A 12,754-nucleotide genomic window follows, 5' to 3' on the forward strand; every position below is an offset into this window, starting at 1 on the left:
GCGCATTATCGCCCCTTTGCCGCGAATCGGCACCGGTACAGCTTACGTTGTACAACCGGCCCTGCCCCGACGGGGTTTCCTGCAGATCACAACAACACACCGATTGGCCCCAAGATTCCCTGCGTGCAAGGAAGTTGACCTTCACTTGACCTCAGCGAGAATCAATTGCCATCTACATGCATATCAAGGCCCCGCCGAGGAGATCCAGGCGGGGCCTTGAGACGCGAAACGGGTGCAGAGGGTTGCCCGGGGGCCGCCCCGGCTACTTGCCCGTGAACTTCTCGTACTCCTTGAGTACCTCAGCTGTCGGTCCGTCCATACGCAGCTCGCCGCGCTCCAGCCAGAGCACGCGGTCGCAGGTGTCGCGGATCGACTTGTTGTTGTGGCTGACGAGGAAGACCGTGCCGGCCTCCTTGCGCAGCTCGCGGATGCGGGCCTCGGAGCGCTTCTGGAACTTGCGGTCACCCGTGGCCAGGGCCTCGTCGATCATGAGGACGTCGTGGTCCTTGGCCGCCGCGATGGAGAAGCGCAGCCGCGCCGCCATACCGGAGGAGTAGGTGCGCATCGGGAGCGTGATGAAGTCGCCCTTCTCGTTGATGCCCGAGAAGTCGACGATCTCCTGGTAGCGCTCCCGGATCTGCTCGCGGGACATACCCATCGCGAGCCCGCCGAGTATGACGTTCCGCTCGCCCGTCAGGTCGTTCATGAGCGCCGCGTTCACGCCGAGGAGCGAGGGCTGGCCGTCGGTGAAGACCTTGCCCTTCTCCGCCGGCAGGAGCCCGGCGATCGCGCGCAGCAGGGTCGACTTGCCGGACCCGTTCGAGCCGATCAGGCCGATCGCCTCGCCGCGGTACGCGGTGAAGGTGACGCCCTTGACGGCGTGCACCTTGCGGACCCCGCGCTCCTCGCCGCGCTTGACGATGCGGCTCAGCGCGGAGGTCGCGCTGCCCTTGCCCGTCTTGGCGCCGTTGACGCGGTAGACGATGTGCAGCCCGTCCGCGATGACGGTCGGGATGTGTCCCTTGCCTGCGTTCTTGCCCAGGATGTCTTCGTCAGCCACGGCCGTACCGCTCCTCTGCCTTCCAGAAGTAGACGAAGCCGCCGACGGCGACCAGCACCGACCAGCCGGCCGCGACCGCCCACACGTGCGGCGGCAGGTTCCCGGAGCCGTATCCGTCGATGAGCGCGAAGCGCATCAGGTCCATGTAGATGGCGGCCGGGTTCCACTGCAGGAGGTCGGCGACCCACGCGGGCTTGTCGGCCAGCATGATCGGGATGGAGAACATCACGCCGGACGCGTACATCCACGTACGCATCACGAACGGCATCAGCTGCGCCAGGTCCGGGGTCTTCGAGCCCATCCTCGCCATGATCAGCGCGAGTCCGGTGTTGAAGAGGAACTGGAGCGCGAGCACCGGGACGATCAGCAGCCAGGACAGACCGGGGTAGCTGCCGAAGCCGATCGCGACGATGAACAGGACGATCATCGAGAACAGCAGCTGCTGGAGCTGCTGGAGCGCGAACGAGATCGGCAGCGAGGCCCGTGGGAAGTGCAGGGCGCGCACCAGGCCCAGGTTGCCCGAAATCGCCCTCACGCCCGCCATCACCGAGCTCTGCGTGAAGGTGAAGACGAAGACGCCCGTGACCAGGAACGGGATGTACACGTCCATCGACATGCCCCGGCTGGCGTGCAGGATGAGGCCGAAGATGAGGTAGTACACGGCCGCGTTCAGCAGCGGCGTGGCCACCTGCCAGAGCTGGCCGAGCTTGGCCTGGCTGTACTGGGCGGTGAGCTTCGCCTGCGAGAAGGCGAGGATGAAGTGACGCCGCCCCCACAGCTGGCTGACGTACTCGAACAGGCCGGGCCTGGCGCCACTGACGGTCAGACCGTACTTGGCGGCCAGGTCGGCCGGGGAGAGCCCCTCGTCGGGCGACGGACGCGCTGTCACCGCGACACCGCCGTCATGCGTTGTCTCACTCACTAGTGGAAACTTTCGTCTTCAAAGTGCGCAGCCTGGTCGGGCATAGGCACGGGCCAGGGACCGGGGTACGGGCCGAATGCTCTCAGACACGAGCTTGTCAGATGATGGGAGGTCGGCCCAGTCGGGTCAGGCGCCACACCGTACGCCACTTCATGGGACGCCTGGGGCCGCACGGGCTCGTCCAGCCTTCCTTGAACCCGCCGAACCAGGCCTTGAGCGCAGGTCCGGAGGGGCGGCGGGCGAGCGTGAGGAGCAGCCAGACGCCGAGGTAGACGGGGACGATGAGCGCCGGCAGATTGCGGCGGGCGAGCCAGACCCGGTTCCTGGCGACCATGCGGTGGTAGACCGCGTGCCGGGAGGGCGCCGTGGTCGGGTGGTGCAGCACCATGTCCGCGCGGTAGTCGATCATCCAGCCCGCGTCGAGGGCACGCCAGGCGAGGTCGGTCTCCTCGTGGGCGTAGAAGAACTCGTCGGGCAGGCCGCCGACCTCGGCGAGGACACTGGTGCGCACCGCGTTGGCGCCGCCGAGGAACGTGGTGACGCGCGAGGAGCGCATCGGGTCGGCGGCGCGCAGGCGCGGGACGTGGCGGCGCGCGGTGACACCGGTCTCCGGGTCCGCGATCCGGAAGCTGACGATGCCGAGCTTCGGGTCGTCGGCGAAGGCGCGGCGGCACAGCTCCGCGGTGTCGGTGTTCGGCAGGAGGCCGTCGTCGTCGAGGAAGAGCAGCACGTCCACGTCCGAGCCCGAGGGCCCGAAGGCCTCGATGCCGACGTTACGGCCACCCGGGATACCGAGGTTCTCGGGCAGTTCGACGGTGCGGACACCGGCGGGGACGTCCGGGACCGGGGAGCCGTTGCCGACCACGACCACCTCGACGCGGTCGCCGTCCTGCTTGGCGACGGAGTCGAGGAGGGCGCGCAGCTCCTCGGGGCGGTTGCCCATGGTGATGATCACCGCGCCGACCTTCATCCGCGTACTCACTTCAGCCTGCTCGACGCCAGGATGGACACCAGGTGCAGCACGGTCTGGAGCAGCGCGATGCCGGCCAGAACCGCCACGCCCAGGCGCGTGAAGAACAGGTCGCCCCGGATCTGGTCGACGATCGCGAGGACCAGGATCAGCAGCGACGCCTCGATGCCGAGGATGAGGCGGTGGAACTTGAGCGCCGACGCCGCCTTGCGGGCGAGCGCCATGCCGGAGGCCTGGATCTCGGACGCGGACTCCTTGACCTGCTCCTTGCCGTTCTGCGCGCGGGCCACGCCGACCAGGTCCGTCTCGGCCTTGATCAGGATGGCGCCGAGCGCGGCGAGCGTGCCGAGGAAGGCCCACAGCCAGTCGATCCGGCCGCTGCCCCACAGGTCGGCGGCGCGCAGACCGAAGCCGACGAGGACCGCGGCGTCGGTCAGGTACGCGCCGACTCGGTCCATCCAGACGCCGGCGAGCGAGTACTGCTTGCGCCAGCGGGCGATCTCGCCGTCGACGCAGTCGAGCAGCAGGTACAGCTGGACCGCGACGACGCCGAGAACGGCGCCCCAGATACCCGGGACCAGCAGCGCGGGCGCCGCGAGGACGCCGCACACGGTCATCAGGTAGGTCAGCTGGTTGGGGCTGACCTTGGTGTTCACGAGGTGGCGGTCGATGCGCAGCGAGATCTCGCGCATGTAGAGCCGCCCGCCCCAGTGCTCGCCGCTCCGCCGGTCCTTCACCCCTGCGGGGTGAACGACCGGGCGGAGCTCAGCTACCGATGGCTTTTGCATAGTCGGCGTAGGCGTCCCTGATCTGGTCGGTGGACAGATTGAGGTGCTCGAGGATCGTGTACCGGCCCGGACGGGTCTGCGGCGCGAACTCCACGACCTGGACGAACTCGTCCACGGTGAAGCCGATCTCCTCGGGGGTCACGGGCAGGCCGTGCCTGCGCAGGACCTCGACCATGTACAGCGACTCCTCGCGCGCTCCCCGCAGGAACATCGCGAAGGCCGCGCCCAGGCCGCACTGCTCGCCATGGCTCGCGGCGCGCTTGGGGAAGAGGAGGTCGAAGGCGTGGTTGATCTCGTGGCAGGCGCCGGACGCCGGGCGGGAGTCGCCCGACACCGACATCGCGATGCCGGTGAGGACCAGCCCCTCGGCCAGGACCTGGAGGAACGCGTCGTCCCCCACGCCGCCGGGGTGGCGCAGCACGGCCTCGCCGGCCTGGCGGGCCATGGCGGCGGCCAGGCCGTCGATGTCCTCGCCGCGCTCGCGGGCGGCGAGCTCCCAGTCCGCGATCGCGGAGATGTTGGACAGGGCGTCACCGATGCCGGACCGCACGAAGCGGACCGGGGCCTCACGGATGATGTCGAGGTCGATGACGACGGCGATCGGGTTCGGCACGCCGTACGAGCCGCGGCCCGCGTCGTTGTCGAGGGTCGCGACCGGCGAGCACAGGCCGTCGTGCGACAGGTTCGTCGCTACGGCGACCAGCGGCAGACCGACGCGCGCCGCGGCGAACTTGGCGCAGTCGATGATCTTGCCGCCGCCGAGGCCCACGACCGCGTCGTAGCGGCCCTTCTTGATGGCGTCGGCGAGCTTGATCGCGTCGTCGAGCGTGCCGCCGCCGACCTCGAACCACTCCGCGCGGGGCAGCTGCGGTTCGAGGCGCTTGCGGAGCACCGCGCCCGAGCCACCGCTGATCGCGATGGCCAGGCGTCCGGTGGACGACGAGATCCGCTGGTCCGCGAGGACCGTGGCCAGGTCGTCGATCGCTCCCGGCCGGATGTCGACGACGACCGGCGAGGGGATGAGCCTCGTCAGTACTGGCACGCGATAACACGTCCCTTGGCGAGGTCGTCGTGGTTGTCGATCTCGACCCACTTGACGTCGCCGATGGGGGCCACGTCGATCCGGAAGCCGCGGTTCACGAGCTCCTGGTAGCCGTGCTCGTAGAACTGCTGCGGGTCCGTCTCGAAGACGGTCTTGAGCGCGTCGGCGAGCTCGTCGGCCGCCTCGCCCTCGATGAGCGTGACGCCGATGTACTCACCGGTCGCCTCGGCCGGGTCCATGAGCTTGGTGATCTTCGTCATGCCGCCCTCGGGGCCGACGACGACCTTCATCTCCTCGTCGGCGAGGTCCTTCACCGTGTCGAGGGCGAGGATGATCTTCTTGCCGTCGCCGCGGGCGGCGAGCAGCGTCTTCTCGACGGAGACCGGGTGCACGGTGTCGCCGTTGGCGAGGATCACCGAGTGCTTGATCGCGTCACGACCGCACCACAGGGAGTAGGCGTTGTTCCACTCCTCGGCCTTGTCGTTGTCGATCAGGGTGATCTTGACGCCGTACTTCTGCTCGAGCGCCTCGCGACGCTCGTAGACGGCCTCCTTGCGGTACCCGACGATGATCGCGACCTCGGTCAGACCGATCTCGGCGAAGTTGCCGAGGGTCAGGTCCAGAACCGTGAGGCTCTCCTCGTCACCCTCGGGGCCGACCGGCACCAGGGCCTTGGGCAGCGTGTCGGTGTAGGGACGCAGACGCCGTCCGGCGCCGGCAGCCAGCACGAGGCCGATCATGCGGGTTCTCCTTCATCGTGTACGGCGGGTGCGCCGCGCCTGTGGGCGGTCACCCAGTAGCGGATGCTCTCGACGAGCACCACCAGTGCCACGGCCACGGCGCAAACCGTGAGCGCGACAGTGAAATCTGTGTTGGTGAGCAGTGCGGCGATCACGGTGACCACCAGCGTCCTGCCCTCGTGCCCGCCGATCGCCCGGACCAGCCAGCGCGGCGGCGCGCCGGTGCCACCGCGGATGCGGTACACCGTGTCGTAGTGATGGTAGGCGACCGCGGCCACCAGTCCGAAAGCCGCCGGCAACGCTCCGTTTACGTCCGCTTTCGCTGCGATCAACAGGATCGTGCCGTATTCGGCGGCGCGGAAGACGGGCGGGACCAGCCAGTCGAGGGGGCCCTTGAGGGGGCGCGAGACGGCCGCGGCGGAGGTCAGCGCGTAGACGGCGGCGCCGAGGACGGGCCACCAGCTGCCGTAGTCCGACAGCGCGGTGGCGAGTACGAGGACCAGGGCTCCGAGCGCGGCGATCGCCGGGGCCGTGTGACGAGGCACACCGCGCACCGCGCGCTGGAGCAGTTCGCTCAGCGGCCCGCTGTCGGAGAGCTCCGCGAGGGCCTGTGCGGCCCGGTCCGTGCGGGTGGCCCGGCGGGTCAGCGAGCGCAGGACGCGGCCGGCCGTGGTGTACGTCGCCGCGAGGGCGCAGCCGATCAGCAGGACGATGAACGTGATGCGCGGCGTCGTCAGCGCGGTGAGCACCGCGATCAGGGCCCAGCGTTCGCCGATCGGCAGCACTATCATCCGGCGCACCCAGACCGTCCACCCGACGCTGTCGAGCTTGTCCGAGAGGGCCGCGGTGGGGCTGGTGTTGGCCGTCGCGTCGTGGTTCGCCTCGTTGAAGGAGAAGTCCACGACATGGCGGCAGGTCTGCAGGACCATCGCGCCGAGCGCGAGCGCCCACACGTCGTCACCGCCGCGGGCCGCGCCGAGCGCGAGGCCCGCGTAGTAGGCGTACTCCTTGGCGCGGTCGAAGGTCGCGTCGAGCCAGGCGCCGAGCGTCGAGTACTGCAGGGAGTAGCGGGCGAGCTGCCCGTCCGTGCAGTCCAGGACGAAGGAGAAGAGGAGCAGCAGTCCCGCGGCGACGAAGCCGATGCGGGTGCCGGTGGCCGCGCAGCCCGCCGCGATCAGCGCGGTGAACAGCGAGGCCGTCGTCACCTGGTTCGGGGTGAGACCGCGCCGGGCGCACCAGCGGGCGATGTAGCGGGAGTACGGGCTGATGCAGTAGGTCGTGAAGAAGCCGTCGCGCGCCTTGACCGCCGTACGCAGCCGGATCGCCTCGTCGTCGACGGAGGCGACCGCCTGGCGGGCCTCGTTGCGGGCCTGCGGGTCGGCGGGCACGGCGGCGACGAGCTCACCGAGCTCGGGGTGGTGCACCTCGGTGCCGTACGCCGCCGCCAGGCGCTCGGCGACGCGGTCGGCGAGCACGCCGGCCAGGGTGCCGGCCCGCGTACCGAAGTCCGTCGGGGAAGGCCCTTCGGCGGTGTCACGCAGGGCGTCGGTCAGCGCCTCGCGGGCCGCGGGCTGTACGGAGACGGCTCCGGGGACGGCCGAGGCGGCGAAGCGGGGGTCGGTGAGGCCGAGGCGCAGTGCGTGGGTGTGGCCCACGAAGCCCGCGTCGACGAGCGCGACCCGCTGTCCTGCCGGGACCGCGGCGAGCGCCGCCCCTGCCTGTGCGGCGTCCGGGGCGAGCCGCACGTCGAAGCCGAGTGCCCGCAGCTCGCCCTCGAGCGACGACCCGGGTACCGGCTGACCGGTGACGATGGCGGTCGACAGACGAACTCACTCCTTGGATTGCCTGCACGCCGGCGCAGCGGGCACAGGCGTGGTGGGGGCGCCCCGGGCCGAGATCGGCCGGGCGGCACGTCGGCAGAGGCTATCGGATGATGAGAAGCGGACGTTCACCGCCCGTTTACGGCCCGATAAGAGCGGTCTGAGTGTGCGCGACCGCCCCGCCATCATTGTCGATCAAGGCCCCGCCCCACAAACTGCTGCTCACGCGGGGGCACGTACGGGCACGGCCTAGGGTGGTCGACCATGACATGGCTGATCACAGGCGGAGCGGGTTATATCGGGGCACATGTGGCGCGGGCGATGGCTGCCGCCGGTGAGGACGTGGTCGTCCTCGACGACATCTCGACCGGGGTGGCCGAGCGGCTGCCGTCGGACATCGAGCTGGTCAGGGGCTCGGCCCTGGACCCCGAGCTGGTGAAGCGGGTGTGCGCCGAGCACTCCGTGACCGGTGTGGTGCATCTCGCGGCCCGCAAGCAGGTCGGGGAGTCCGTGGAGCGGCCCGAGCTCTACTACCGCGACAACGTGGGCGGCCTCGCGGTGCTCCTGGACACGGTCGCCGAGGCCGGTGTGCGGCGCTTCGTCTTCTCCTCGTCCGCGGCCGTGTACGGCAATCCGGACGCGGACCTCATCACCGAGTCCACCCCCTGCGCGCCGATGAGCCCCTACGGCGAGACGAAGCTGGCGGGCGAGTGGCTGGTGCGGGCGGCCGGCCGCGCGCACGGCATGGCGACCGTGTGCCTGCGCTACTTCAACGTGGCGGGCGCCGCCGCCCCCGAGCTCGCGGACACCGGCGTCTTCAACGTGATCCCGATGGTCTTCGACCGGCTGAGCCGCGGCGAGGCCCCCCGGATCTTCGGCGACGACTACCCGACGCCGGACGGCACGTGCGTACGTGACTATCTGCACGTCGCCGATCTCGCCGAGGCCCATCTCGCGGCCGCGCGCCGGCTCATGGAGCCGGGCGCGACGGGCGACCTGACCGTGAATATCGGCTCCGGCGAGGGCGTCTCCGTACGCGAACTGGTCGACCTGATCTCCGAGGTCAGCGGCGACCCGCGGGCGGCCGTGGTCGAGCCGCGCCGTGCGGGCGACTCCCCGCGTGCGGTGGCAGTCGCGGAACTCGCGGCGAAGGAGCTCGGCTGGGCGACGAGTCGCGGGGTGCGCGAGATGGTCGAGTCGGCGTGGGCGGGCTGGCGGCTGCGGCACCCAGAGACCGCCGGCAACTGACCCTCGCGACGCCCTGACCTGCGCCCATTTCCGCAGGTCAGGGCACATGACAACGGTGTTCAGTGCAGTGTTTGCAGATACCCCCTACCCGTAGTTCACTGTGATCGCGGGGGCGGGCGCGCCTCTCCACGGAGGAGCGCCGACGAACGGACGGAGGGCGGTTTCCATGGGGGCCGGACACGATCACGGGCACAGCCACGCGCCCACGGGCACAGCCTCGGCCGCGCATCTGGGCCGGCTGCGCATCGCGCTCGGCATCACCCTGACCGTGATGGTGGTCGAGATCGTCGGCGGGGTCCTCGCGGACTCGCTCGCCCTGGTCGCGGACGCGGCACACATGGCGACCGACGCGCTCGGGCTCGGCATGGCGCTGCTCGCCATCCACTTCGCCAACCGCCCCGCGAGCGAACAGCGCACCTTCGGATTCGCGCGCGCCGAGATCCTGGCCGCGCTCGCCAACTGCCTGCTGCTGCTCGGTGTCGGCGGCTATGTGCTGGTCGAGGCGATCCAGCGGTTCATGGAACCCGCCGAGACCGAGGGCGGGCTGACGATCGTCTTCGGCGTGATCGGCTTCGTCGCGAACATGATCTCGCTGTCGATCCTGGTGCGCGGCCAGAAAGAGAGCCTCAACGTGCGCGGCGCCTTCCTCGAGGTGGCTGCCGATGCGCTGGGCTCGGTCGCCGTGATCATCTCGGCGACGATCATCCTGGCCACCGGCTGGCAGGCCGCCGACCCGATCGCGTCGATCGCCATCGGCCTCATGATCGTCCCGCGGACCGTGAAGCTGCTGCGGGAGACGCTGAACGTGCTGCTCGAAGCGGCGCCGAAGGGCGTCGACATGGCGGAGGTGCGCGCACACATCGCGGGGCTGCCCGGCGTCCTGGACGTCCACGACCTGCACGCCTGGACGATCACCTCGGGCATGCCCGTCCTGTCCGCGCACGTCGTCGTGAGCTCGGAGGCCCTCAACGCCATCGGGCACGAGAAGATGCTGCACGAACTCCAGGGCTGCCTCGGCGTCCACTTCGACGTCGAGCACTGCACGTTCCAGCTGGAGCCGGTCGGACACGCGGAGCACGAGGCGAAGCTCTGCCACTGAGGCCTCTGCTTCTTGGCTTCTTTGATGGCGGGCCAGTGTCTTTAATGGCGGGCCGGGCGCGCACGCTGCGTGCTACGTTGGCCATGGATCTTTGAGGAGGTGGGTTGATGACTGTCGTCGCGGTGAGCGCTGCCCCGCGCAGCGACAGGTGCATCCCCATCTCCCGGGCCACCGGCTGACTCTCCCCCTCCTCTTTTCGGTTGTCGGGTGTGCGTTGGCGGGGCCCTCACACCCAAGGGTTCAAACCGTTGACAGACAACGTCGTACGTGACGCCTTCTTCGCCCTGCACCACGGACTTCCCCGGCAGGGCCCCGGCTCCGACTCCACCACCCTGCGACTCCTCTCCCTAGTGGGGCCGCTGCCCGAGCGCCCGCGCGTGCTCGACCTCGGCTGTGGCCCCGGCCGCTCCGCTCTGCTCCTGGCCGCCGAGACCGGCGGCGAGGTCACCGCGGTCGACCTCCACGAGCCGTTCCTCGACGAGCTGCGCGACGCCGCGAAGGCGCGCGGCCTCGCCGGCCGGATCCACCCGGTCAACGCCGACATGGGCGAACTCCCCTATCAGGATGCTTCGTTCGACCTGATCTGGGCCGAGAGCTCGGCGTACTCCATCGGCTTCGACAACACACTGCAGCGGTGGAAGCGGCTGCTCGCCCCGGGCGGCTCGCTCGTGCTCACCGAGTGCGAGTGGACCGCCGCCGATCCGTCCCCCGAGGCACGCGCCTTCTGGGAGCCGCACTACGCGCTGCGGACGACCGAGGAGAACGTCCGGGCCTGCACCGGCGCCGGGTACTCCGTGCTCGGCGTCCACCCGCAGCCCGAGTCCGACTGGGACGAGTACTACGGCCCGCTCGCCGAGCGCGCCGACGCCGCGGACCCGCAGGCACCCGGCATGGCCGAGGCCCTCGCAGGCGCGCGCGCCGAGCTGGCCATGCGGCGCGACCACGGCGAGGACTACGGCTACACCGGCTACGCGCTGCGCCCCGCGGCGTCGTGGCCCACGCGGCCGGAGTCGGCCGCCGACGCCGCGGCCGTGCACGCCGTGAACGCCGCCGCCTTCCCGACGGAGGCGGAGGCCGACCTGGTCGACGCCCTGCGGGCGGACGACGGGGCGTGGCTGCCGGGTCTGTCGTACGTCGCCGAGGCGCCGGACGGCACCGTGGCGGCGCACGCGCTGATCACCCGCTGCCTGGTCGGCGGCGCGCCCGCGGCGGCCCTGGCACCCGTCGCGGTACTTCCTCGATACCAGCGCACGGGCGCCGGTTCGGCGGTCGTCAGCGCGGCGCTCGACGCGGCACGCGCGCGTGGGGAGCGGCTCGTCCTCGTGCTCGGGGACCCGGAGTACTACCGGAGGTTCGCCGGGGGTCCGGGAGTGTCCCCCGGATGGCACTGCTCGCCCGCCTCCGGGTACGGCATCCGGCCCGGCTTCGAGGTGCCCGACGAGGCGATGATGGCGCTCGTCCTGGGCGCGGCGGACGGTTCCTGGCAGGTGCCGCAGGGCACGATCACCTACCCGGCCGCTTTCGGCGTCTGACCCTGCGCATGTCCCGCCCGGCCCACCGGGCGGGACATGCGGGCGCTGCCAGGTGCCGGGACTGTCTGTCCGGTACGGCAGACTTGGGGTTCGAGGACCGAAGCGAAGGATGGGTATGCCGACCACACCTGCCACCGCGGCGAACAGCTCGTCGAACGGCACCGGAGAAGCGATCTTGCTGGAACTCGTGGACGAGGACGGCAGGACGATCGGCACGGCGGAGAAGCTCTCCGCGCATCAGGCGCCCGGACAGCTGCACAGAGCGTTCTCCGTGTTCCTCTTCGACGAACAGGGCCGGCTGCTGCTCCAGCAGCGCGCGCTCGGCAAGTACCACTCCCCCGGCGTGTGGTCGAACACGTGCTGCGGGCACCCGTATCCGGGCGAGGCGCCGTTCGCCGCGGCCGCCCGCAGGACGTTCGAGGAGCTGGGGGTCTCGCCCTCGCTGCTCGCGGAGGCGGGGACGGTGCGCTACAACCACCCGGACCCGGAATCGGGCCTGGTGGAGCAGGAGTTCAACCACCTGTTCGTGGGGATGGTCCAGGCGCCGCTGCGGCCGGATCCCTCCGAGGTGGGCGAGACCGCGTATGTGACGGCGGAGGAGCTGGCCGTGCGGCACGCCCAGGGGCCGTTCTCGGCATGGTTCATGACCGTGCTGGACGCGGCGCGGCCGGCGATCCGGGAGCTGACGGGGCCGTCCGCCGGCTGGTGAGTCCGCCGCTCAGGCGTCGGCGGGTTTGAGGGGCAGGGCGGCCCAGATCACCTTGCCCCCGCTCGCCGTGTGCTCGACGTCGCACACCCCGCCCGCCTCGCGGGTGACCTCTCGTACGAGGAGGAGGCCGCGCCCGCCCGTCTGCCCGTCGGTGGCCTCCAGGGCGGTCGGGCGGTAGGGGTGCTCGTCCTCCACGGAGACGCGCACCCACTCGGCGCCGACGGCGACCTCCACGGCGAGGACGGGCGAGAGCAGGGCCGCGTGCCGCACGGCGTTGGTGACCAGCTCGGAGACGATGAGCAGCAGCCCCTGGACGAGGTCGTCGGAGGCGGGTACGCCCTGCCGGACCAGCAGGTCACGGACGGCGTGCCGGGCCTGCGGCACGGACACGTCGACGGCCTGCGCCGTGAAGCGCCAGACCCCCTCGTACGGCAGCGGACTTCCCGGTTCCTGGTCGGGGGTCACTCCCCCGGTGTCTTGAGGACGCGGGCGGGACCCCCACCCTTGGTCGCTCATCGTCCGGTCGCCGCCCTTGCGCTCGATTGTCACCACGCATCGAGTGTTGGGAATCCACTGGTCCGTACCGAATGACTGACCAGAAGTCAGCGAGTATCGACGCAATTTGACCGTTGGCGTATGACAGCGTCAGGTGTGCGACTGATCCTGCCGTTCTAGTTCCCTCTTCCATGGCTATTCAGGTTGTACGTGTTTGGACTCGCCATCGGCCGTCATGAGACCTACGACGCGTCGGCCGGGCCGCTCCATGACGCCTCCTCGCAGGCCACCCCTTCCTGGTCGTACGTTCGAGGCCTGCGGATAGCATC

Annotated in this window: 12 protein-coding genes; 4 read left to right on the top strand and 8 right to left on the bottom strand. The window is 70.4% G+C overall.

What is annotated here, in order from left to right; genetic code table 11:
• Positions 1–262 precede the first annotated feature (262 nt).
• The 7 genes from OHA58_RS04700 to OHA58_RS04730 form a co-directional block, all read right to left on the bottom strand.
• Positions 263–1,060, bottom strand: coding sequence for an ABC transporter ATP-binding protein (locus tag OHA58_RS04700; RefSeq protein WP_227298363.1), 798 nt, complete (start codon positions 1,058–1,060; stop codon positions 263–265).
• Positions 1,053–1,982, bottom strand: coding sequence for an ABC transporter permease (locus OHA58_RS04705; RefSeq protein WP_405476726.1), 930 nt, complete (start codon positions 1,980–1,982; stop codon positions 1,053–1,055). The genes OHA58_RS04700 and OHA58_RS04705 overlap by 8 nt, the downstream gene beginning before the upstream one ends.
• Before the next feature lie 97 nt (positions 1,983–2,079).
• On the bottom strand, positions 2,080–2,964 hold the full coding sequence (locus OHA58_RS04710) for a glycosyltransferase family 2 protein (RefSeq protein WP_405476728.1): 885 nt from the start codon (positions 2,962–2,964) through the stop codon (positions 2,080–2,082).
• Complete coding sequence (locus OHA58_RS04715; protein WP_405476730.1) at positions 2,961–3,740, bottom strand: CDP-alcohol phosphatidyltransferase family protein; 780 nt, start codon at positions 3,738–3,740, stop codon at positions 2,961–2,963. Before OHA58_RS04715 ends, OHA58_RS04710 begins: the two co-directional genes overlap by 4 nt.
• Positions 3,718–4,782, bottom strand: a complete 1,065-nt coding sequence (locus OHA58_RS04720) for an iron-containing alcohol dehydrogenase family protein (protein ID WP_405476732.1) — start codon at positions 4,780–4,782, stop codon at positions 3,718–3,720. The genes OHA58_RS04715 and OHA58_RS04720 overlap by 23 nt, the downstream gene beginning before the upstream one ends.
• On the bottom strand, positions 4,770–5,522 hold the full coding sequence (locus tag OHA58_RS04725) for a sugar phosphate nucleotidyltransferase (protein ID WP_405476734.1): 753 nt from the start codon (positions 5,520–5,522) through the stop codon (positions 4,770–4,772). The genes OHA58_RS04720 and OHA58_RS04725 overlap by 13 nt, the downstream gene beginning before the upstream one ends.
• Positions 5,519–7,345 carry a DUF5941 domain-containing protein gene (locus tag OHA58_RS04730; RefSeq protein WP_405484769.1) on the bottom strand — a complete coding sequence of 609 codons (1,827 nt, stop codon included), beginning with the start codon at positions 7,343–7,345 and terminating at the stop codon, positions 5,519–5,521. Before OHA58_RS04730 ends, OHA58_RS04725 begins: the two co-directional genes overlap by 4 nt.
• Positions 7,346–7,606: 261 nt before the next feature.
• Here OHA58_RS04730 and galE point away from each other — a divergent pair, with 261 nt between their 5' ends.
• From galE to idi, 4 genes are all read left to right on the top strand, one after another.
• On the top strand, positions 7,607–8,590 hold the full coding sequence (gene galE / locus OHA58_RS04735) for a UDP-glucose 4-epimerase GalE (RefSeq protein ID WP_405476735.1): 984 nt from the start codon (positions 7,607–7,609) through the stop codon (positions 8,588–8,590).
• 166 nt (positions 8,591–8,756) lie between these two features.
• Positions 8,757–9,689, top strand: coding sequence for a cation diffusion facilitator family transporter (locus OHA58_RS04740; protein WP_405476737.1), 933 nt, complete (start codon positions 8,757–8,759; stop codon positions 9,687–9,689).
• 248 nt (positions 9,690–9,937) lie between these two features.
• Entirely contained in the window at positions 9,938–11,221 is a 1,284-nt protein-coding gene (locus OHA58_RS04745; protein ID WP_405476739.1) for a bifunctional class I SAM-dependent methyltransferase/N-acetyltransferase, read from the top strand.
• Between the two features lie 115 nt (positions 11,222–11,336).
• Positions 11,337–11,930: an isopentenyl-diphosphate Delta-isomerase gene (gene idi, locus OHA58_RS04750; RefSeq protein ID WP_405476741.1), complete on the top strand. Its 594-nt coding sequence runs from the start codon at positions 11,337–11,339 to the stop codon at positions 11,928–11,930.
• Positions 11,931–11,939: 9 nt separating this feature from the next.
• Here the strand turns inward: idi and OHA58_RS04755 are convergent, their stop codons facing one another.
• Entirely contained in the window at positions 11,940–12,446 is a 507-nt protein-coding gene (locus tag OHA58_RS04755) for an ATP-binding protein (protein WP_405484771.1), read from the bottom strand.
• Between the last annotated feature and the right edge of the window lie 308 nt (positions 12,447–12,754).

Source organism: Streptomyces sp. NBC_00009 (assembly GCF_045040855.1).
GTDB lineage: Bacteria > Actinomycetota > Actinomycetes > Streptomycetales > Streptomycetaceae > Streptomyces > Streptomyces aureus.